Origin of the sequence: Fictibacillus sp. NPDC058756, from assembly GCF_042746035.1 — a bacterium.
Classification (GTDB): domain Bacteria; phylum Bacillota; class Bacilli; order Bacillales; family Fictibacillaceae; genus Fictibacillus.
In genome coordinates this window covers 34,155-54,061 of sequence record NZ_JBHYPU010000004.1, presented here as the reverse complement: position 1 = coordinate 54,061, position 19,907 = coordinate 34,155, and the positions used below count along the sequence as shown (strand labels likewise).

Sequence of the window (19,907 nt, the reverse complement as noted above, 5' to 3'; positions counted from 1 at the left end):
GATTAAAACCCGATAAATTACCTTTACCCTAAACCAAAGTATGCTAAACCATTCGTTTTAAAATAATTAAGGTGAAATCATCTCTAAGCTCAAATCCTTGTAATCGATCCAGTTCCTGAAAAACATTCTGAACGATTTGCTGAGCTGGCAGATCCATATACTTTCGGATAAGAGAAACGATTTCTTCTCTTTCGATAAAACCTTTGCTTGTACGGCATTCCGTTACTCCATCAGAAAGGAGGATCACCATATCTCCAATTTCGATTACTCTCTCATAAGGATGATAGGTGGTTGTCCGGGAAACGCCTAATACAAGCCCTTTAGCAATTAAATCGTGGAATTGATCTTCTTTTGCATTATAGATAAATCCAGGTTCGTGACCTGCACCCGCATAGAAGAATTTATGACTTTCAGGCTCATATACACCATGAAACATTGTAATAAACATATTGCTATGAACGTTCTGTTCAACAACACGGTTTAGGTTTTCTAAAAGAAGATGAGGCTTCATCTGTTCTTCAGGAAGACTGTCCATCGCGTACTTAATCATAGACATACAAAGTGCAGCAGGTATGCCTTTGCCGATTATATCAGCTACGGCGACACTAAGACTACTTCCACTTTTTACAAAATTATAATAATCACCGTTCATTTTCTTAGCTGGAACACTGACAACTCCAATATCCAGTTCATCAAATTTAGGCACATCACTTAACAGCAAAGTCTGCTGCATGCTAGCAGCCACTTCAATTTCTGATTCCAGCTGCTGCTGTTTATCACGTAAACTTTGATGTTCACGATATGCAAACCCGTATCCAATCATTGCCTCGAGAAGAAAATCAAAGGAATCCCTCATTTCTTCTGACATATCAGGGAACAATTCGTCCATAACCTGAATATGCAGACTGACAAGATCTTCAGGTGAGATTTGCTGTTCAAGCAATTTTCTGCTGAATTGCTGGCCTTTATAGAGTGTCGTCTCAGTTTTAGCTTTTAGATAGACCGATAATAGATCTTGGTAACGTTCTGTTAGTGCGTCTTTTGCAGTCAAGAGCTCTCCTCCTAACGAAGCCATTTAGTAGCAGAAATCTCCGTTCCCACATCTACTGTGGATTCTATAGAAAATTCATCCATTAATCGCTTCACGCCTGGCAATCCCGCTCCTAAACCACCGGAAGTAGTATACCCATCTTCCATTACTTTACGGATTTCGCGGATTCCTGGTCCATTATCTAGGGCTACAATTCGCAAACCCTTTCTTCCTAATTGATCGATAGGCTCAATACAAATCTTCCCTCTGCCCGCATACAAATAAATATTCCGGGCAAGTTCAGAAATAGCTGTTGTAATTCTGGCTTGGTCAACATTTCCGAAGCCAAGCTCCTTGGCCATGTTTCTGCCAAGCTGACGGGCACTTACAATGTCCCACTCGTTGCGTACTTCCACACAGGATTGGATGTCCATTATCATCCCTCCAGTTCCAGACGCAATTTATCAAGCCCTTGTTCTAAGTCAAGTGCTGTCGAAACTTCCCTCATGGATATTCCAAGGTCAATAAGTGTAATAGCAACTGCGGGCTGTATTCCTGTTAATACAACTTGCGCTCCCATTAATTTTGACATTCTCACTACATCCCCAAGAACTTTTGCAATAAAAGAGTCGATCATATCAACGGAAGTTAAGTCAATTACTACTCCCTTAGCACCGGTATCATGAATTTTATTCAACAGATCTTCTTGAAATTGAAGGGCTGTTTGATCGTCCATTTCCACTTGGATAGTGATCAATAAATATTCATGCAATTTTAAAATAGGAATTCTCATTTTTTCCAACACTCCCTATTCATTGCTTATTAACTGCTGATTCGTAATTTCCAAAGCATTTTCCATACCCTTTTGAAGCGTGCTCTTTGTAGGGAATAAACTTAAATCAATGCCCAGACTTACAATTGTCTGTGCAATTTCAGGCCGGATTCCTACAAGGATACAAGTAGATCCAAGTAATCTAACAGCATCGGCAGCCTGAATAATATGATGGGCAACCATCGTATCAACGACTGGCACTCCTGTAATATCAATAAGAACTACTTCTGAGCGGTACTTGATTACACCATTCAATAAGTTCTCCATAATCAGCTTTGCGCGTTCTGTATCGATAGAACCGATCAAAGGCATTACACTGATATTTTTGAATACCGGAATAAGTGGAGCAGAGAGTTCCAATAGTGCTGTTTTCTGAATGGATACTGTTCTCTCCCAAATTTGAGATGAGTTTTCTACCACCCTGTTTAAAATTGGATCTAGCCAGCTGTCGATTTCACGGTAAAGAGCAGCAATTTTCTCCTGATCCATTTCCGATTCGACAAGCATATTTAAAATAACGCGGCGAGCAACTTGAAGCCCTTGCGTTAAATATTTAAGCGGCAATCCAGTATGAAGCACCTGGTCGAAAAATTGATCCAGTGTTCCATCCTTGGAAATATCGTGATAATTAATATGCTTAATTAATAGCTCAAAAAACTGCAGGTCTGTTTCTTCACTAAGCTTAAGTGTAGTTGTAAAGCCAGCAATTTCTTTATCTTTAAAAAGATTGACCTCTTCAAGCCAATTATTTTTAAGGGTTTCTTGATTTTCGTTAATCATTTTTACAATCAAGTTGTCCAATTCTTATAGCACCCCCGCTACATATAGTCTCGACTCTATTATTTCATTTCTGATAATTTTCTGCAATGTTTACACTGTTTCTAACTTTGGATATATAACCCATTCAATCAAAGTCTAAACATGTATTTTTTTCCAGATAAAATAAAAAACCGCCAGACCTCCGTCAGACAGTTTCTCAATGTGTGATATGGAAATTTAAAAATCTACCAGACCAGTACTGATCTGCAATGCGTCGTCTACCCTGCGCATCATGTCTTCATCCAGCTGTGTAATCTTATCTGTTAATCTTTGCTTGTCAATCGTTCTGATCTGCTCAAGCAAAATAACAGAATCCCGTTCAAAGCCATATTTTTTAGAATCTATTTCAACATGTGTTGGAAGTTTTGCTTTTTGAATTTGGGCTGTGATTGCAGCAACTATCACTGTTGGGCTAAAACGGTTTCCGATATCATTCTGGATTATCAGTACAGGACGTATTCCGCCTTGTTCTGAACCTACTACTGGTGAAAGATCTGCAAAGTAAACGTCTCCGCGTTTGACTATCAAGGACTACACCCCGCTAACTAAGCGGTCCAAGGTATGATCGGCTTCCTCCTCTAACATAAATGCTTCTGAGGCAATCGTTAGATTGATCTTAGCCATTTCCATGTAACCCTGTTTCATCTCATCACGAAACTGGCGTTTGTTCTTCCGCTCACGAAGAAACATTTCAGTAGCTTGATGGATAAATTCGCTGCGGTCCAAATTTTCTTTTTTAATGACACGATCTACCTCAGTCAGCAACTTTTGAGGAAGACTAATCACGATTCTTTTTGTGTTCAATTCGGACACAACATACACCTCCAGCGCAAAGCTATACTACGATCGAGTTCCTTTTAACCACATATAATCTTATCACTTCAATATTCCATTTGCAAAGCGATTTCAAAGTATTTATTCTACAAAATTTTTAATAGTCCTTCTAATATTCTGCTAAAAATTTAGAATTACATTCATATTTTCTGAAATTCGACCCTTTTTCACAAAAACTCTCGGCACTCGTGAAGAAATTAAACACGGTATCTCATAATTTATGGTTTTAGCTAGAGAAGCGATTTCATCCATTTCAATCGTTTCATCATTCTGGTTCCCTATTAAGGTAGCTTTTTCACCAACATCCATTTTATAAGGAAGCCTTACCATGCATTGATCCATACAGATTCTGCCGATAATAGGTGCACGCTCTCCCTGGATCAGCACATCAGCACCTGGCGATAATCTTCTTTGCCAGCCATCTGCATAACCGATTGGAAGGGTGCCTATCCACTCTTCCTCTTTCGCTATATAAGTTGCTCCATAACTTACAGTATCCCCAGGCATTATTTTTTTAACATGTATCAGCTGAGAATGCAGACTGAAAGCTTCTTCTAAAGTAAAAGGGAGCTTTTCTTTCATCTCTGAAGATGGAGATAAACCATACATGCTTATTCCCAATCTCACGAGATTAAAAGGTCCTTCAACTTTACGCAATGCCGCGGCACTGTTGGCACTGTGAACGTATTTCGGTGTAACTCCCCACTTATTCAGTAAATCTAATTGATTAATAAATCTTTTTCTTTGAGTTTCAAACAGTTCAGATTCCCATTCATCTGCCGTAGCAAAATGAGTAAAAACCCCATCTATTTCACAGGCAGAAGAATTCTGTATCAAAAGAGAAACATCATGAAGCTCCTCTTCTTCTATAATACCCACCCGGCCCATACCTGTATCAAGTTTTAAGTGAATGTTTAATACTTTATCGGTTTCTTTTAGAAACTCCGAAGCTTCTATAAGCCAATCTTTTTGGAAAACGGTTATGCTTATCTCATTTTCAGCCGCAAGACTAACATATTCAGGACTTATACGGTTCATAACTAAAATCGGTGCTGAAACCCCTTGTTTTCGTAAAGCCAATGCTTCATCCAGCATGGCTACAGCAAGCAGTTCAGCTCCTGATTCGAGCGCCTCCACTGCAGTCTGGTACGCTCCATGGCCATAGCCATTTGCTTTCACAACTGCCATGATTTTTTGATCTGGAAGATGTTTTTTAAATGATTTTATGTTTCTGCTGATTTTATCTAGGTTAATTTCTGCCCATGTATCTCTATAAAAATGATTTCTGTCCACAATTAAGCCTCCTGCAAAGAAAAACTGAATGATTGCCTCTTATTTTAACTGTTTCATTAGAATTATGTAAGTAAATAAGGGTTGGTTCTTTGAAAAGTCAGGTTTAGCCATAGGAGTAAAACCATGTTTTGAGCGAAGATGGGAAAAGTTGAGCGGTCCTAGGAGTCTGTTTTCGTAAACATTGTTGCTCTCTGATAGTAGTTGATTTCCGCTTCAGGTTGCTCGCTTTCCATGGGGCGTACGGTGAGCCTCCTGCCGCTTTGCGCCATTAGGAGTCTCCACCTGACCGCTCGTCCCATAGGAGTCTCGCACCTTACGCTTCAATCAACTGCATAGGAAGAAAAAATAAAACGCCAAAAAGCAACAAGCTATTAAAAAAGATCTCAAAAAAAGAACACTTAAACCTATAGAACGCCAAAAGAAAAGACGGCTAACATTTTTTAGCCGTCCTCAATATTATAGAAGAAATTATTTTATTGCTTCTCCATAAACGGATCTTGCAATAGCCATAAGCTCTTCTTGATTTAAATTATTTGATGCGAGGAAGTAATCTACACCGTTATAATTCCATGTTACAGATTGTTCTGTCATGGCACCAACCGTAAAGCCTAGATCAACAGGTTCTCCGTTAGCTAAAGTTAACCTGGACGCTGCTTCTACAGCTGTATTTTTTTGCTGCATGAGTGTAAATGATTTATTTTCTTCTGCATCGGCATAATTTAGAACTACTTTCGAATCATTGTCTCCAAGTGCTACTTCTCTTTCATTCACAAGATTCAAGTTAGATGTGTATGTCGGATACAGCACTTCAAACTCTTCGTCTGATCCCGAGAAAGTGGGAATTTCAAATTGAGCACTCGACATGTTGGACTCCATATCGAAAGAGTTCTTATCAAACTTTGCATTAAATTGAACTTTTGAGAAATCCAGTCTCACAAGCTCTTTTTGGTCCTGATCCATAATACGAACTTGTGTTGGATCCAAATCTTTATTTAATGTGATTTCCTGCTGATATAAGTTTTTGTTCTGGTAATTCGTTTTTGTATGGAAAACATAGCTTTTCTCTTTTGATTTAAAGCCGCGGTCAGTATCGTTTAAGATATCTGCGATAAGTGATTGGAACAAATAAACCTGACTATTGTTTTCCGGCCAGTCACTTTGGAAACGGAAGCTTTTGTTAAGAGCTGGCGTCAGTACGAAGACCCCGTCCTTATTGCGCAAAATCATCTGACTTTGGTCTTTTTCAGCATTCTTTAAGCTGACTCGGTAAAAATCCGGTTTCTTATGCCATATCTCCAAATCATACGTTAATGGCTTTTCCCCTGTGTTTAAAGTCATTTTGGCTTCTGCTTTATAGCCTGTCATTTTTTCCATTCTTTCTTCCAAAGAATCCAGAACATCACTCTGGCTTTGTTCACCGCATGCAGACAGGACCATTAAAGCCATGAACGCCGTCAAAATAATTGACAGTGTTTTCTTCATTTTTTGCCATCCCCTTTGTCCCAAAGTAATTTCGACATTGAAGGGGGTGCTAACTTCGCTACAAGCAAAGGACTGCCCCTTCTACCGCATTACAATATATGAGACAACCCTGGACAATATGCAGACTAGCTTGACGAGCTTTCTAAAATAACTTGAGCCACAGCGTATTCCTTCGTATGAGAGATCGATAAGTGGCATAAATAAGGATAAGGAGATGTTATAAAAGGCTTACCTTTTTCATCACTTTTAATCTCCATGTCGTGCCATGATAGCTCTGCACCAATTCCAACTCCTAGTGCTTTTGCCATCGCTTCTTTAGCAGCGAATCTTCCGGCAAGGTATTCGTATTTTCTGTTCCCGTTCAGTGATTCAAATCTTTTTTGCTCAAAAGGCGTTAAGATTCTTTTTGAAAAACGTTCTTGATGAAGCGCTGCTTTTTTGATTCTTTTCATTTCTATAATATCGATGCCTGTTCCTACAATCATTCGCTTTCTCCTTTACAGCTATATCTTTCGCTCTCTTCCCTCTCACATGGTAAACTTAAGGAAGAATTTAAGGTATGTATAAACTTCGGATAAAAAAGGGTGATCTATTTTAATGTTTATAAGGGATGAAAGCTTTCAAACCTTTATTAGGCGCTATCCAATTGTAACTTTTTTGACAGCTGTTCATATTGTTGTGTTTCTTCTTATTAATTTTACCCCTTTTCGCACTTCTTTGTATCATTTGATGGTCGGTTCTAACTATTATATTGCAGCGGGAGAGTATTGGCGGCTTTTAACACCCATTATTACGCATGAAGCTGCGGGACATCTCATTTTTAACTCGTTTTCACTTATTTTATTCGGTCCTGCTCTGGAACATATACTCGGAAAAGCCAGGTTTATCATCGGTTATGTCGGTGCTGGTCTGATAGCGAACATCGCAACCCTTTTAATGCTTCCGTTGTCATATGCACACATCGGTGCTTCTGGTTCAATCTTTGGGCTGTTCGGAATTTATGTTTATATGCTGTATAATCACCGTCAATATATCGACAGAGCCAATACACAGATCCTTCTCGTCGTATTGGGGATCAGTTTAGTTTCTACGTTTTTAAATGAAAGAATCAATGTTCTCGGTCACTTGTTCGGACTGATCGGCGGTGCGGCATTAGCCCCTATCATCCTTGCTTCATTGCACCGGAAGAAAAATAGATATTAATCTCTATGAAAAAAGCACCTCTATTTATGCGAGGTGCTTTGCTTTTTTCATGGCTGTTGTTGCAAACTTTGTTGCTCATGTAAGTAGTTGATTTCCGCTCCTGGTTGCTTCGCTTTCCGCGGGGCGTGCGGTGAGCCCCCTCGCCGCTTTTCGCCTATGAGTGGCCTCACCTGACCGCTCGTCCCGCAAGACAAGGAAGGCTTCGACGTTACATCGCACGAAGAAAATGTGATTTTCATTTTCGAGGAGTCTCGAACCTTCCACTCCAATCAACTTGTAAGTGAAGGGAATGAACAAAAGAAAAAAGCTTTCTGTATTTAGGAGTGCTGCTGCAGTACTTCTTTTAATGACGTTTCATAATTGACGGGCCAGTCCACATCAAGTTTATGAAGCTGTCTTGCGTGCTTAGGTTTTACACCTATAATATTGACCGGCTTTCCATTCATGTAGTGCAGCATGCGGAATAGTTCGCTTAACTTTTGAACTCCTGGTTCATCAATTTCGCCAGTAGCAGACAAGTCAAAGAAAATGTCTTCAAACTGGCCTTCGTACGCGGCTTTCAAAGCATTTCCCGTGACTGTCATCATCTTACTTTCCGTAATATCTCCGAATAAAGGGACAAAAGCCATCTTTTCTGAAACCGGAATAAAAGGGCCTGACAATTCATCCAGGCGCTTCAAAGCATCTTCTAACGCTTCTTTTTTCTCAAAAAGCTCAAAATCCGTAGAAGCCAGCCTCAATCTAAGTTCTGAAAGCTTTTCTTCGAGTCCCCTTACATGCGTGCCAGTCGGGATAAAAACAACATGAGCATAGTCTTGTTCCCAAGAGATATGAATGTCGCAGAGAACAAAAGGGTTATCTTTTCCTTTTACGTTTGCTTCAAAGCTTTTTTCACCTTCAAAAGGCAGCAAATACTTGGTTAGCTTATTATGACTCTCCTCATCAAAACAATCATGAATCGTTTCTGCCTGTCCAGTTAAAAGGACAATTGCCTTTTGAGACATACCCTGAATCAGCCCATCTTTATTTATTTTTACGTATGGTACCGGTAATGCGCAGTTCATGTTCAGGCATTGATCCTCTTTTCCACATACTCGTCCAGCCATTTTTCTGCCTGTTCGAGATTGTTAATGATGATCCCTTGATTGTTGCTATATGGTTCTAAGTCATACTTATTCGCGAGTCTCCCGCCTATTAAAATAACTGGCTTATGAGGCAGAGCGGCTAATGTACGGACATAATTTTTAAGAACTGGCAGGTTATAAACGATGGACACTGAAAGACCGATCACTTCAGGTTTCCAATGAAGAGCTGACTTTAGCGCATATTCTAGCGGAAGGCTAGCTCCGTAATATTTCGTTTCCCAGTCTCTTTCTTCAAAAAGACTATTAATCATTTTTATGCCTAAATAATGCTGCTCACCCTGCAGACACAGAAACATGGCTTTGTTGTTTCCGCCCATCTTTTCCTCTGAAACTTGAAACAATCTAGAAAGAACAAAATCACAAACTCCTGTAGCTAAATGTTCATCAGCTACTGAAATCTCATTGTTTTCCCATAATTCGCCTATAAGGTACATAGCAGGAGTAAACAGGTCTCTAAATAAAACCATCCGGCTTTGATTGGGCTGCTGTTTAATAAATCGCATCGCTTCAGCATGATTGCCATCTAAAAACAACCGTGCCAGTTTCTCAACATCTGAAATAGCCATTGGCCGACCCCTCCCTTTTATTAGTGAGCTGCTGCTGCTTTCTCTCCTAAAATGTTGTTGGCTTTGTTTAAATAATCTATATATGCTTTAATCCTCAGGGTATCTTTTTCATCTTGTTCATTTATAACATCAATGATTATTGAAAAGTTATCCATCAGGAGTTCAGTGCTCATACCAAACTTCTGTAAGATTCCGTCCAGCCATAAAGCATAATCCGAAAAAAATTCTTCGTTGTCCAACTCGTAAGCTGTCTCTAGATGCTTAAAGTGGTGGTGATTGTCTTCGATACATTTAGCTCTTCCTTTATCACCATATCGATCCATAAGTGACGGGTCATTTTCATAAATTTTCTCAGTAACTCTTTCTACCATAGTATTTATGTTAAATTCCGTCATTTTGCAACCACCTTATATTGTTTAACCGTAGGAATAACAGCAGCTAGTTCCTTATCAGGATACTTTTTCTCCAGATCGTGAATTTTTTTGAAGTCCTCACTTCTGACCCATTTTAAATAATCTTCCTTTGTAGAAAAAATGAGCTGAACAGTTAATTCGCCCTCTCTCTTATCATTTTGTAATAGTAAAAAATCCACGAATCCTGGTGCATGGTCTACAGAACGTGAGCGATTTTTATAGATATTGATTACTTCTTCTGCTTTTTCATTAGGTACATCAAATGTAGAAAAAACTGTATACATGCAAATATCACCTCGTGGATGTATTTAAATCAAGATAATTATTCATTTCATGAAAGATTCAATAAAGAATAATATTTTTCCTTCTTTATTCTAAGGCTGTTTTTTTAAACTTTGTTGTTATTGAAAGTGGTAAATTTCCGTTCCAGGATGCTCGCTTTCCGCGGGGTGTGCGGTGAGCCTCCTTATCGCTTTGCGCTGGCGGGGTCTTACCATCAAGGAAGTTTGTGTGCTCCTGCGTCTAAAAGCAAATCCTGACGAAGTGTGTTTCTCGACGCATGCCTTGCAAGAAGTTTAATCAAGTGGATGGCACGCAGGAGTCTCGCACCTTGCAAGAACCTTCTGCTTTATTTGACTCCCAATACTACAGGAAAGAAACAGATATGTCACTAAAAAGGAAAAGCACTAGGGAAATTTCCCCGGTGCTTTTAGTACAAATTGAACATATTCACTTCATGTTTCGTTTGCTTTAAATATGTAAATAATTGTGCTCGATGATGAAAAGCGTGCGTCACGATTTCGACGAGCCACTTTGCCTGTGTCATGCCTTTTTCAGCGTAAAATGCTTTTGTTTCCTTATTCAAAAATTCTTCTTCTGAAAGAGATAAAAAATAGGACTTTAATAAATGATAGCCTTCCTCCAGAACATGTGTAAGTTCAGTAACATTTTGAGCAGATAATTTCTTTTCCAGTTCACGAATTTCCTTTTCAGACTTTTCCTGAAGGATGGCTAAATCAACATGTGAGATCTGAACAAGATGGTTAGCCAGTTCTAAGAATGTCCTCATATTATCTGATGGGCGGAAATCGAATACTGATTGATCCGCTTTTTTCAATAAATTGCTTGTCGTTCGAACGACAGTATAGAACTCTTCCAATAATGTCTCGGTCAATGAAACAGTAGCATTCATCTTTATTAGCCCCTTACTTTATAAATTATTTTCACTCTTATTTATTCTTTGGCTAACTCAATTTTCCTTCGAATAATCCCGAGGAAACCTCTTTATGTGCGATAAGATTCACGTTATTATAGATGTCCTCATTCTCTTCACAGATTAAAAGCATGTCATAATAAGCTCGATTAAATACTTCTACAATTGCCGGATCATACATTTTTCCAGATTGATTTTCGATCTCTTTTTTTGCATCCCAAGGAGTCATAGCTTTTCGATAGGCTCGGCTGCTTGTCATAGCATCAAATGAATCTGCGACCGCTAATATCCGGGAATAAAAAGGAATATCTTTACCCGCTAGCTTACAAGGGTAACCTAAGCCATCAAACCTTTCATGATGGTGAAGAATCGCCTTGAGCACCCGCTCTGAATATCCAAAAGACTTAGCCAGTTCCATTCCATCGACAGGATGCTTTTTCATAATTTCATACTCTTCTTCGGTTAGTCTGCCGTTCTTCATAAGCACTGCGTCCGGCGTAGAAATCTTACCTATATCATGAATCAATGCCGTTAACTCCAGCTCTTCAGGATTAATATTCTTAAACGCCCCGTGTCTTGCCAAAATCATCGAATAAAGTGCTACTCTTCTTGAATGACCTTGTGTATATACGTCTTTGGCTTCAACTGCCAGAGAAAAAGCTTTGACGCCTTGCTGTATGGATTCCTTTTCCCTCACTGTTTTATAGACAATCGTTTGAACCATAAAAAGCAGCAAACAAAAGATCATATAAATTGAAATAAATGCAAAATAATCAGCCACAGCATCTTTTGATAAGAGAAGATAAGAAAGGAACCCTCCTGCACTTGACAGGTAATAAAGACGTCTGTCATTTAAAAGTAGAGCAGCAACCGGCAAAAAGAAATAAGCAGTTTGAACGATTGGATAATCTACATAGGTGTAAGAAACAGAGACAACATATATACTGCATAAAACAAAGACAGCTTTTGTCCAATCTTTATTTATGTAATTCATAAGTAAAGCAGGCAAGAAGCCTATTAAAAACAGTAAAATAAACGTGTAAAAGAGCTCCATTGGCTGTATAAAATAATGGTGCAGCGCCTGAATTACAGCACTTCCTATTATAAATACCTGACCGAGTTTTATATTGCGAATCATTTAAAATCTCCAATTGTCGAATTTTGTAATTTAATGCAATTATATACCAATCGTACTTTTAATCCTAATAATTTTTTCAATAGAGAATGACTGGAAAAAAACCGCCCAATGGACGGCTTATTTCACATAACTTCTGGCTACATGTCTCATTTTTCTATGCTTTTGTCTTTGGCTTCGCATTCTTAGTATGACGAGGAAACCTAATAATAGAAGTAAGCCTCCATAGAGAAAAACACTAGCCTTTACAGCTGTTTGCATAAATGTTGAGCTCTCTTCTTCTTCCACTGGTTCCTCTTTAGATGCAGCAGCTGCTTCTTTTTTCGTCTCTTTAAATAGAGTATGAGAAAGCAATACTTCACCTTCTGCATTCTTTAATTGAAGTTCACCATCTGGTGTTACGTCTTGAATCGGTTTTTCTCCGATAGGCATTGTTATTGAAAGGTCTTCTTTTAAGGGATAAGTCTCTCCGTTATCTGCCTGAATTTCTGTTCCTGCTGAGAGGGTTTGTCTTTCAAAATTTGAAAAACCATAGTCTCCGATCGTCATCGTATCCCAATAAGCTGCACGGCTTGATGGCGCTTTTAAAGTAACAATAATCACATCGAGGTTATCCCGTGAAACAGAGGTAACAAGAGTATGTTTGGATTCATTTACGTAACCGTTTTTGACACCTGTAGTGCCAGGATAATCCCACAATAGCTGGTGATGATTTCGCAATGTGGTTTCCCATCCTTCACCAACCCAAGGGAGCTCTTTTGTAGACACAATCTCACGAAACACTTCATTCTCCATCGCGTATTGTGTAATCTTCGCCATGTCTTCTGCGGTTGTGTAATGCTCTACATCAAAAAGGCCATTAGGATTCACAAAATGTGTGTTTTCTGCTCCAACCTTTTTAGCGAATTCATTCATTTGATCTGCGAAGGATGCTACATCCCCCGCCATATATTCTGCAATCGCAATCGCGGCGTCATTTCCCGAGTTAATCAAAAGACCTTGAACCAGCTTTTTCAGAGGTACTTGCTCACCTTCTAAAAGGTAAACACGTGTTCCGTCAGCTTTAGCCGCTTCACTGCTTACAATAACCGACTCTTCTAACTTGCCTGATTCTATAGCCAGAATACCAGTAACAATCTTCGTGATGCTCGCTGGATACATTTGGTCCGTACTATTTTTTTGATATAAAACATCTCCAGTTTTCGCATCAATCATTACGGCGCTTTCGCTTTTAATATCCGGTTTGTTTTCTCCTGCTGCCTGCACAAAATGTGATTGCGCCAATATCACAAGTGAAAAAACAAGAAAAAGGCTAAGTTTTTTCATACTATTCCGCTCCCGTTAGTCATTTAATCTTCATAACTCTTCGCCAGACGTTTCTCTTCTATTATGGTTGGAATCAAAATGAAATTTAGAAATTATCGCCATAAAAAAACAGGCGATTTTATCAATTGATACCTTTCGACAAAATTCGCCTGATTCCTTTTATATATCGTACATTTCAGCCTATTCTTTAGTCAAAATGCTTCCTGTTTTTCTTTCCCCGAAGCAAGTCGCCTGTCCAGCCTTTCATTCTTAGCCACGCATATATTCCTACAGTTGAACCGACAATCAAGATCATTGCATATAAATAGCCAAACTTCCAGTTAAGCTCCGGCATATGTTTAAAATTCATTCCCCAAATCGCACCAAGGGCCATGGCTGGGGTAACGATAACCGTAAATACCGTTAAAGTTTTCATGATTTCATTGCCTCGGTGCGAGGAAAGAACCTCTTCCAGGTTAAGCAGTGTATCGATATCCTGACGGTAATGCGATATCAGAGTTAATGTACGTTCTATACGCGTTGTAATCTTTTTATAAGCGTTTGTTTCAGTAACGTCATCTAAGAACGCTTCTTTAATCGCCATTGCAGTCTCATGAACGGGCAGCGTCAAATCACTCCAGTTAATGAGTTCAATTCGACTATCATATATACTGTTCAAAAGGGTTGTATGATTATTTCGCTGTACATCCCGCTGCAGTTTCTTAAGCTTACTCTCAAACTGATCGATTCCATCTAAAAAATGATTAATCAATTCACCCATAAGAATTAAAAAGCCTTCAACTGGAGTTTTTTCTCCTATAATAAGATGATCACAAGATTCTCTATAGTCACCGGTAATTTTTGATAGGTCAAGACCAACTGTGATAAATGATTTCGGCCGGATATAGAAATGAAAGACTTCAAACTCTTCCTGATTCTCGGGGTTTTGTTTGTAAGTAAGGGACCCGCGAATAATCGGATCTCCGTCATTGTCTCTTTCAATTCTCAAATAGTTCGTTTTATTTTCTTTAATATGAATAAGCCACTTCTTACAGCCTTTATTATCCGCTATTAGTTCGCTTAGTTCCTCTTTATGGCATTCATGCTGGTGCCAAGTCCAGCCATATACACTAGTATGTTCCATTAATAACCCCATCCTTTTTGAGCTTTATATGACGGTATAATCTTTTGCACCGTTTTGTCTCAACCAGTTCAGCGACTTCTGCATAATTTGTGGATGGTTCTCTGTTCCTTCCCTATTTAAATGAAGCCAGATGGTCCCCGTTTTTTCGGTCGCTTTTACCTTTAATAAAGCGATGCCAATAACTTCTTCATCTTTTTCCATCATTAATACAGTTGTATCGTCACGATCCATGTATTGAGGCAATTTATCAAGAAATTCTGGAGCTGCATCGCACCAATCTAACAAACGGTTCAAATCAGCTTTGTCCGCAAACTTAACTTCCACTACGATTCCTCCTCAATAGATTCCCCTGTATTTTCGTGAACAAACCTAAATAATATCTGCAAAAGGAGCGAGATAATTCATCAGCAATTCCCGGTCCTCTGGAAAGGACAAGGTTAAATGTTTCAGTTCCTCAAAGGATACCCATCTTATATCGTAGATTAAACCGTCAGGATCCTGAATGTTTGGAGTACCGCCGACTATTTCACATAAAAAGTATTGGACTTTAAAGTTTATGCCAAACGATACGCCTTCTTTTATATGAAGCTTTTCTTTGATCTTTACTATATAGCCTGTTTCTTCCCACACTTCGCGTATACAGCATTCTTCATGAGTTTCATCTAGTTCTAAGCCCCCTGAAGGAACACTCCATCGTTTTTCTTCTTCTGGTGTTCCTTGCAGCACCATTAAAAGTTTCCCTTTATGTAAACAAATGCAGCTCGCACCTTCCCAAAACATATAAACTCCCCCTTTTACAGGAAAATTTTCTTGAGCGCACCAAAAAAGTCCTGCGCATTCACACAGGACTTTTCAACAATTAGATGACTTTAGCTTTTTCATTTACCTTTTGAGTGTTGACGATTTTTCGGTTGCCATGATCCCAAGTGTAGATCGTCTTGCTGTTTTGTTCGAGTAGAGAAAGGGAGTCATTCGTGCATTTCACAATTTTCGAATGCGGAATCTCATGTTCTTTTTGTTCACCAGTTTGGAGATCGATATAAACGATTCTTTCGCTTTTCCCCGTTGAAAGATCCAATTCGTATACAAGTAGGTGATTATCTACCTGATATAGGGCACGAGGTGAGATGGATAATTTATATTCAGTGACTACTTTATCTTTTTCATTCAGTACCATGACTTTCTTAGGATCTCCGTTTAATACAGGAGCTCCTGATACGTAAACGTGATTTTCATAACAGAGGATATCTGTCGGAGCCATATTGCTTCCTAGGTTCACACGCTTTTTCTTTCCGTTTCGGATGATGTAAAGCACTGCCTGATCTTCTTCAACAATGTAGGAAGAAATATAGAGAACATCATTATTCATTTCAACTTCCCAGAGATAGCCGTTCACTTTCCACTCTTTAACTAATTCTGGTTCATTTTTCGAGAAGATGAGCACTGAGCCTTTTGAACCATCACCCTCACAAGCAACTGCTACACAAGAATCGAATTCATAAAAGTTAGGCTGTCCTTTAATGATCTGTGACTTTAAGCAGCCGTTTTTATGATCAAAGATAAATAACTTATAATCCTTCGAGCTGTTTTCAACCTTTTTGGAGAACCAGTAATTCTTCTGGTTGTCCATGAATACTTCGGAGTAGGCAAATTCGCTCTCCTCATTTCTTACTACACTTCCGGCCCGTTCAGGATCACTTGAGACATACAGCGAGCTCGTGTTCTCTGCAGTTCGTGATGATAATTTATACATTTTGGCCATAGTACTCTCTCCCTTCAAATTTGACGCCGGTTCCTGCATGACTTCGATTTATGTAAAAGTCAATTATCGAAATTATCAATTTCTAGCAAAAACTTTGTATTTTCTGTTATATTTATCTTATCAAACAAACAGCTGATTCTGTATTGGGAAAAATGGTAGGAAAGATGCTTGTTAATTGGGGGTCTAGCATGACAATTTTCCCAAGTTCTGAAAGGGGGATTTTATGGTCGGTCAACGAATAAGATATTATAGAAAAACAAAAGGCCTAACCCAGGAAGAGCTGGCACAGGGAATTTGCTCTGTTTCTTACTTGAGTAAGATCGAGAAAGGGGACGCCAAATCAAGCGAAGAAGTCATTAACATGCTTTGTGAACGTCTAGGTATTTCGCCGGAGGATGTTGATGAAAGTAAAGTACTTGAGATGTTGAACGAGTGGAATATGATGATGGTTAATCGGCAATTTGAGGAAGCTCAAAGCTTTAGTAAACAACTCGAGGAAAGAATGCAAGGTGTAAGTGAACCAAACTTACTGTTACGATATCAGCTGTTTAAGGCCAGACATTACATCGTCTGTAATTCACCTGACACTCTTGCAGCTAAAGCACAACTTAAAGAAGTGAAAGAACTTTTTCAACAGTTACCGAATGATTTAAAATTCTATTATTTCACTTTTCAGGGAATGTATTATAACTACAATAAAATGTATCAAGAAGCATTGGATTATTTTTATAAGGCAGATAAACAATTTACTCAAACTTCAAATATTGCAGATGTAGAAGCTGCCATTGTTTATTATTTTCTTGGATTAACTCATAATCATTTACTTCGAATAAGTTCAGTAGCAAATTATGCTTATAAGGCAATTGCAATTTTCGATAGAGAATATTGTTATTCAAGAAGTGCAGATTGTCAAATCCTTCTTGGATTAAGTTACCGGAGAGCACGAAACTATGAGAAAGCAGAATACCATTTGAATCTAGCATTAAAATATTCAACATTGTTTAAAGATGACATGACAAGTGGTATTATCTATCATAATTTAGGTTATGTTGCTTCTTGTCAAAAGAACCACAATAAAGCAATTCATTATTTAGAGAAAAGTATGGTGTATAAGGAAAGTCAATCAGTTCAGCACACAGCGAATACCATTTTTGTATTAGCAACTGAATACTATGAATTAGGTAACCATGAAAAATCTCAATTATTGGTAACCAAAGGATTAAAACATGTAAATAATCAAGATGAAGTGTACTACCATCTTAAAATTTTAGAATTTAAACTTAATAAGTCCGATGACTCAGAACTAACTATTTTTCTTAGTAAATTTGCCATTCCATTTTTTGAAGAAAAAGGTATACTAGAGTATGAAGCCTTATATTCTGAATTATTAGCAGATATTTATTTTGAACAAGGTTTATACAAAAAAGCTAGTTTATATTACAGAATAGCTAACAACGCTAGAAAAAATATATTTTAAATAGGAGGATAAAATGAAAAACTTAAAGAAAGTTTTACTTACGAGCGCTTTTGCCTTAGCGATTTTATTGCCTTTTTATTCAACTTCAGTTGAAAATAATCCACCAGGTAACTCACCTATGTCCGCAGTAGAGAATAATCCACCAGGTAACAAAAAAGCTAGTTTATTATCAGTTGAAAATAACCCTCCTGGTAATAAACCTAGTTCTCTAACTCTAACATTATCATTAATCTCTATTATGCGAGTTGAAAATAACCCTCCAGGAAATTAAAAAATAACCCTTAATGGGTTATTTTTTATGCACTTATAACCACCTTCGTCCCAATGGGCACTATTTTAGAAAGCTCCAGCACGTGGGTATTATGCATTCGTATACAGCCTTTTGAAACAAATTTCCCGATAGATGCAGGGTTGTCTGTACCATGAATTCCATAATGCGGTCGGGACAGTCCCATCCACATAACACCAAAAGGTCCGCCTGGATTGGGTGCTTTATTGATAATGGTATAGGTTCCTGTGGGTGTTGGTGTAAGCATTTTCCCGACTCCAATCGGATAGCGTTTGATTACTTTGCCATCCTTCGCTAGGGCGAGTCTTTTCCTAGTTGTTGATACATAGATCACATAAGGCATAGCGTGATACCTCCCGCTATAGCTTATGCAGGAAATAACGGTTGTGCCCCTCATTCATTGACTAGCTTGTGAACATGAAACAGTGTTCACTATGTGAAGCGGGTATTCTGCCTGTTGCTTCTAAAAAGCTTTCTGCCGTTGTCAAGCCGAAATGCCTGAATGTTTTCTTTAATACTTTTTGTTTTTCAAGTTTGTCTTCTGGCAGCTGATCCAAAAAGGCATCAAAACTTCCATAATCTCTTACAAGCTCTTCAATTCTTTTGGCATTCTCGATCGTTGCTTCAATCTTTTTCCGGTGCCTTACGATTCCTGCGTCTGCTACTAATTTTTCAACATCTTCTTCACCAAACTGCTTTACCTTTTCTACGTTAAAATCAGCAAAGGCTTTTCTGAAATTTTCCCTTTTATGAAGAATGGTTCTCCAGCTTAAACCTGATTGAAACAACTCAAGTGTTAAGCATTCAAACAGTTTGTTATTCCCTTCTGCCTTTTTGCCCCATTCTTCGTCATGATAAAGCTGCAGCATTTCACTTTCTTCACTCCATTTGCATCGGTTCATCTCTTATTCTCCTTTTTGTATAAAAGAAAAAAGCACAGCACAGCTGTACTTTTTATTGAGTTGCTCTCATTTCATTAAATGGATAGATTACAACTTCTGAACGGCCTTCGATGGATTTTGTTTCAATCAGGCCTAATCCATTTCTTGAATCCATGCTGTTCAGTCTGTTGTCACCCATAACGAATACTTTGCCTTTTGGTACTTTCAGCGGTCCGAAATCTTCAGTTAAGTACACTCCAAGGCTCTTTGCTTCTGATTTATTTTCCTGCAAATACGATTCTTTAGCTTTTTTATTATTTACATAGAGGACGTCACTCTTCATTTGTATAACATCTCCTTCAACCCCTATGATCCGTTTTACGTACCGTTTATCATCACCTTTAATGATGACGATATCTCCTTTTTTCGGTTCAGAAAATGCATAAACGATTTTGTTCACATACAACTTTTCCTGATCATGAAGGGTAGGTGACATGGATGCACCTTCAACCATATAAGGGGCGAAGAAATAAGCCTTCGTTATGAAAACAAATACAAGTGCAAAACCGATCGCTTTAAGCCAGCTTACCCATTCACTCTTCTGCTGCTGGGTCTCTTTTTCCTGTTCTATCATATCCTCATCACCTCGGAGCCACAATTTCAATTTTTATGCGGTCTGGATCTTCGAAAAATAAAGCGTAATGCCCCTCGCCTCCAGCAAAGGGATAATCTTTATCATATAAAAAAGGTACTTTATTTCCCTTCAATTGTACACGAAGGTGTTCCACATGCGCACGTGATTTAGCCCAGAAAGCTAAATGATTCAGGCCAGTATGTTTGCGATGGAAAGAAAATTCATTGTACTTATCTTCTGTTTGTGTAAAAACAAGATACGCAGAACCATTTTTATAGCTCATTCCTTTGTCCCATTCCTGAAAAGGTTCGTAGCCCAGCTCAGCCATCAGCCAGCCATAAAATGACTTTGTCCGTGCAAGATCATGAACATTAATTTCTACGTGGTGAAGTCCTTGAGATGTGCTCATTCCAACATTGTCTCCCTATACAATCATTTAAAATAGCTAAA

26 protein-coding genes and 1 pseudogene are annotated in these 19,907 nt (G+C 38.5%); 3 read left to right on the top strand and 24 right to left on the bottom strand.

Annotation, left to right across the window (positions count from 1 at the left end):
* Nucleotides 1-43: 43 nt before the first annotated feature.
* From ACFW35_RS18900 to acpS, 9 genes are all read right to left on the bottom strand, one after another.
* Nucleotides 44-1,051 (bottom strand): PP2C family protein-serine/threonine phosphatase, encoded by a 1,008-nt coding sequence (locus ACFW35_RS18900; RefSeq protein WP_379848140.1) that lies wholly within the window; start codon nucleotides 1,049-1,051, stop codon nucleotides 44-46.
* Between the two features lie 11 nt (nucleotides 1,052-1,062).
* A complete protein-coding gene (locus ACFW35_RS18895; protein ID WP_066285716.1) occupies nucleotides 1,063-1,464 on the bottom strand; it encodes an anti-sigma regulatory factor in 402 nt (133 codons plus the stop codon).
* 2 nt (nucleotides 1,465-1,466) lie between these two features.
* Complete coding sequence (locus ACFW35_RS18890; RefSeq protein WP_066239455.1) at nucleotides 1,467-1,823, bottom strand: STAS domain-containing protein; 357 nt, start codon at nucleotides 1,821-1,823, stop codon at nucleotides 1,467-1,469.
* Nucleotides 1,824-1,838: 15 nt separating this feature from the next.
* Nucleotides 1,839-2,663: an STAS domain-containing protein gene (locus tag ACFW35_RS18885; protein WP_379848138.1), complete on the bottom strand. Its 825-nt coding sequence runs from the start codon at nucleotides 2,661-2,663 to the stop codon at nucleotides 1,839-1,841.
* 195 nt (nucleotides 2,664-2,858) lie between these two features.
* The gene (locus ACFW35_RS18880; RefSeq protein WP_066239453.1) at nucleotides 2,859-3,209 is read right to left on the bottom strand and encodes a type II toxin-antitoxin system PemK/MazF family toxin; all 351 of its coding nucleotides are present in this window, start codon (nucleotides 3,207-3,209) and stop codon (nucleotides 2,859-2,861) included.
* A gap of 3 nt (nucleotides 3,210-3,212) precedes the next feature.
* Nucleotides 3,213-3,494: a CopG family ribbon-helix-helix protein gene (locus ACFW35_RS18875; RefSeq protein WP_066285713.1), complete on the bottom strand. Its 282-nt coding sequence runs from the start codon at nucleotides 3,492-3,494 to the stop codon at nucleotides 3,213-3,215.
* 141 nt (nucleotides 3,495-3,635) lie between these two features.
* Nucleotides 3,636-4,811 (bottom strand): alanine racemase, encoded by a 1,176-nt coding sequence (alr, locus tag ACFW35_RS18870; RefSeq protein WP_379848152.1) that lies wholly within the window; start codon nucleotides 4,809-4,811, stop codon nucleotides 3,636-3,638.
* Between the two features lie 465 nt (nucleotides 4,812-5,276).
* Nucleotides 5,277-6,290: a LolA family protein gene (locus tag ACFW35_RS18865; RefSeq protein ID WP_379848136.1), complete on the bottom strand. Its 1,014-nt coding sequence runs from the start codon at nucleotides 6,288-6,290 to the stop codon at nucleotides 5,277-5,279.
* A gap of 125 nt (nucleotides 6,291-6,415) precedes the next feature.
* Nucleotides 6,416-6,775, bottom strand: coding sequence for a holo-ACP synthase (acpS, locus tag ACFW35_RS18860; RefSeq protein ID WP_379848134.1), 360 nt, complete (start codon nucleotides 6,773-6,775; stop codon nucleotides 6,416-6,418).
* Nucleotides 6,776-6,887: 112 nt separating this feature from the next.
* On the opposite strand from acpS, the gene ACFW35_RS18855 reads away from it, so the two are divergent.
* Complete coding sequence (locus ACFW35_RS18855; RefSeq protein ID WP_379848132.1) at nucleotides 6,888-7,493, top strand: rhomboid family intramembrane serine protease; 606 nt, start codon at nucleotides 6,888-6,890, stop codon at nucleotides 7,491-7,493.
* 317 nt (nucleotides 7,494-7,810) lie between these two features.
* Here the strand turns inward: ACFW35_RS18855 and ACFW35_RS18850 are convergent, their stop codons facing one another.
* The 11 genes from ACFW35_RS18850 to ACFW35_RS18800 all read right to left on the bottom strand — a co-directional run bounded on the left by ACFW35_RS18850 (nucleotide 7,811) and on the right by ACFW35_RS18800 (nucleotide 16,176).
* On the bottom strand, nucleotides 7,811-8,599 hold the full coding sequence (locus ACFW35_RS18850; RefSeq protein ID WP_379848130.1) for a Stressosome protein rsbRB: 789 nt from the start codon (nucleotides 8,597-8,599) through the stop codon (nucleotides 7,811-7,813).
* Nucleotides 8,560-9,204 (bottom strand): cobalamin B12-binding domain-containing protein, encoded by a 645-nt coding sequence (locus ACFW35_RS18845; RefSeq protein WP_379848128.1) that lies wholly within the window; start codon nucleotides 9,202-9,204, stop codon nucleotides 8,560-8,562. The genes ACFW35_RS18850 and ACFW35_RS18845 overlap by 40 nt, the downstream gene beginning before the upstream one ends.
* Nucleotides 9,205-9,224: 20 nt before the next feature.
* Nucleotides 9,225-9,599, bottom strand: coding sequence for a hypothetical protein (locus ACFW35_RS18840; protein WP_379848126.1), 375 nt, complete (start codon nucleotides 9,597-9,599; stop codon nucleotides 9,225-9,227).
* On the bottom strand, nucleotides 9,596-9,901 hold the full coding sequence (locus ACFW35_RS18835) for an antibiotic biosynthesis monooxygenase family protein (RefSeq protein ID WP_066285692.1): 306 nt from the start codon (nucleotides 9,899-9,901) through the stop codon (nucleotides 9,596-9,598). Before ACFW35_RS18835 ends, ACFW35_RS18840 begins: the two co-directional genes overlap by 4 nt.
* Before the next feature lie 425 nt (nucleotides 9,902-10,326).
* Nucleotides 10,327-10,809: a DinB family protein gene (locus ACFW35_RS18830; protein WP_379848124.1), complete on the bottom strand. Its 483-nt coding sequence runs from the start codon at nucleotides 10,807-10,809 to the stop codon at nucleotides 10,327-10,329.
* 52 nt (nucleotides 10,810-10,861) lie between these two features.
* A complete protein-coding gene (locus tag ACFW35_RS18825; RefSeq protein ID WP_379848122.1) occupies nucleotides 10,862-11,968 on the bottom strand; it encodes an HD-GYP domain-containing protein in 1,107 nt (368 codons plus the stop codon).
* A 117-nt stretch (nucleotides 11,969-12,085) separates the two neighbouring features.
* Nucleotides 12,086-13,291, bottom strand: coding sequence for a D-alanyl-D-alanine carboxypeptidase family protein (locus ACFW35_RS18820; protein WP_379848120.1), 1,206 nt, complete (start codon nucleotides 13,289-13,291; stop codon nucleotides 12,086-12,088).
* Between the two features lie 187 nt (nucleotides 13,292-13,478).
* Complete coding sequence (locus tag ACFW35_RS18815) at nucleotides 13,479-14,414, bottom strand: magnesium transporter CorA family protein (RefSeq protein ID WP_379848118.1); 936 nt, start codon at nucleotides 14,412-14,414, stop codon at nucleotides 13,479-13,481.
* A 24-nt stretch (nucleotides 14,415-14,438) separates the two neighbouring features.
* Complete coding sequence (locus ACFW35_RS18810; protein WP_379848116.1) at nucleotides 14,439-14,738, bottom strand: hypothetical protein; 300 nt, start codon at nucleotides 14,736-14,738, stop codon at nucleotides 14,439-14,441.
* A gap of 45 nt (nucleotides 14,739-14,783) precedes the next feature.
* Nucleotides 14,784-15,194, bottom strand: a complete 411-nt coding sequence (locus ACFW35_RS18805; RefSeq protein WP_379848114.1) for an NUDIX hydrolase — start codon at nucleotides 15,192-15,194, stop codon at nucleotides 14,784-14,786.
* A gap of 79 nt (nucleotides 15,195-15,273) precedes the next feature.
* A complete protein-coding gene (locus ACFW35_RS18800) occupies nucleotides 15,274-16,176 on the bottom strand; it encodes a hypothetical protein (RefSeq protein ID WP_379848113.1) in 903 nt (300 codons plus the stop codon).
* Nucleotides 16,177-16,399: 223 nt separating this feature from the next.
* Between ACFW35_RS18800 and ACFW35_RS18795 the strand changes: the two genes are divergently transcribed.
* Entirely contained in the window at nucleotides 16,400-17,653 is a 1,254-nt protein-coding gene (locus ACFW35_RS18795; protein WP_379848111.1) for a tetratricopeptide repeat protein, read from the top strand.
* A 13-nt stretch (nucleotides 17,654-17,666) separates the two neighbouring features.
* Nucleotides 17,667-17,924: a hypothetical protein gene (locus tag ACFW35_RS18790; protein ID WP_379848109.1), complete on the top strand. Its 258-nt coding sequence runs from the start codon at nucleotides 17,667-17,669 to the stop codon at nucleotides 17,922-17,924.
* Nucleotides 17,925-17,949: 25 nt separating this feature from the next.
* Here the strand turns inward: ACFW35_RS18790 and ACFW35_RS18785 are convergent.
* The 4 genes and pseudogenes from ACFW35_RS18785 to ACFW35_RS18770 form a co-directional block, all read right to left on the bottom strand.
* Nucleotides 17,950-18,288, bottom strand: a pseudogene (locus ACFW35_RS18785) (L,D-transpeptidase); the annotation flags it as partial.
* A 58-nt stretch (nucleotides 18,289-18,346) separates the two neighbouring features.
* Entirely contained in the window at nucleotides 18,347-18,844 is a 498-nt protein-coding gene (locus ACFW35_RS18780; protein WP_379848107.1) for a DNA-3-methyladenine glycosylase I, read from the bottom strand.
* 52 nt (nucleotides 18,845-18,896) lie between these two features.
* Entirely contained in the window at nucleotides 18,897-19,454 is a 558-nt protein-coding gene (gene lepB, locus ACFW35_RS18775; RefSeq protein ID WP_379848150.1) for a signal peptidase I, read from the bottom strand.
* A 10-nt stretch (nucleotides 19,455-19,464) separates the two neighbouring features.
* Entirely contained in the window at nucleotides 19,465-19,866 is a 402-nt protein-coding gene (locus ACFW35_RS18770) for a VOC family protein (protein WP_379848105.1), read from the bottom strand.
* Nucleotides 19,867-19,907: the final 41 nt, after the last annotated feature.

Bases quoted from the DNA above. Each gene is read 5' to 3' on its own strand.
- ACFW35_RS18840 (WP_379848126.1), bottom strand. From the start codon at position 9,599: ATGACGGAATTTAACATAAATACTATGGTAGAAAGAGTTACTGAGAAA.
- ACFW35_RS18800 (WP_379848113.1), bottom strand. From the start codon at position 16,176: ATGGCCAAAATGTATAAATTATCATCACGAACTGCAGAGAACACGAGC.
- ACFW35_RS18815 (WP_379848118.1), bottom strand. From the start codon at position 14,414: ATGGAACATACTAGTGTATATGGCTGGACTTGGCACCAGCATGAATGC.
- ACFW35_RS18855 (WP_379848132.1), top strand. From the start codon at position 6,888: ATGTTTATAAGGGATGAAAGCTTTCAAACCTTTATTAGGCGCTATCCA.
- ACFW35_RS18790 (WP_379848109.1), top strand. From the start codon at position 17,667: ATGAAAAACTTAAAGAAAGTTTTACTTACGAGCGCTTTTGCCTTAGCG.
- ACFW35_RS18830 (WP_379848124.1), bottom strand. From the start codon at position 10,809: ATGAATGCTACTGTTTCATTGACCGAGACATTATTGGAAGAGTTCTAT.
- acpS (WP_379848134.1), bottom strand. From the start codon at position 6,775: ATGATTGTAGGAACAGGCATCGATATTATAGAAATGAAAAGAATCAAA.
- ACFW35_RS18845 (WP_379848128.1), bottom strand. From the start codon at position 9,204: ATGGCTATTTCAGATGTTGAGAAACTGGCACGGTTGTTTTTAGATGGC.
- ACFW35_RS18895 (WP_066285716.1), bottom strand. From the start codon at position 1,464: ATGGACATCCAATCCTGTGTGGAAGTACGCAACGAGTGGGACATTGTA.
- ACFW35_RS18820 (WP_379848120.1), bottom strand. From the start codon at position 13,291: ATGAAAAAACTTAGCCTTTTTCTTGTTTTTTCACTTGTGATATTGGCG.
- ACFW35_RS18865 (WP_379848136.1), bottom strand. From the start codon at position 6,290: ATGAAGAAAACACTGTCAATTATTTTGACGGCGTTCATGGCTTTAATG.
- ACFW35_RS18825 (WP_379848122.1), bottom strand. From the start codon at position 11,968: ATGATTCGCAATATAAAACTCGGTCAGGTATTTATAATAGGAAGTGCT.
- ACFW35_RS18805 (WP_379848114.1), bottom strand. From the start codon at position 15,194: ATGTTTTGGGAAGGTGCGAGCTGCATTTGTTTACATAAAGGGAAACTT.
- ACFW35_RS18795 (WP_379848111.1), top strand. From the start codon at position 16,400: ATGGTCGGTCAACGAATAAGATATTATAGAAAAACAAAAGGCCTAACC.
- ACFW35_RS18835 (WP_066285692.1), bottom strand. From the start codon at position 9,901: ATGTATACAGTTTTTTCTACATTTGATGTACCTAATGAAAAAGCAGAA.
- ACFW35_RS18780 (WP_379848107.1), bottom strand. From the start codon at position 18,844: ATGAACCGATGCAAATGGAGTGAAGAAAGTGAAATGCTGCAGCTTTAT.
- ACFW35_RS18770 (WP_379848105.1), bottom strand. From the start codon at position 19,866: ATGAGCACATCTCAAGGACTTCACCACGTAGAAATTAATGTTCATGAT.
- ACFW35_RS18890 (WP_066239455.1), bottom strand. From the start codon at position 1,823: ATGAGAATTCCTATTTTAAAATTGCATGAATATTTATTGATCACTATC.
- ACFW35_RS18850 (WP_379848130.1), bottom strand. From the start codon at position 8,599: ATGGCTGGACGAGTATGTGGAAAAGAGGATCAATGCCTGAACATGAAC.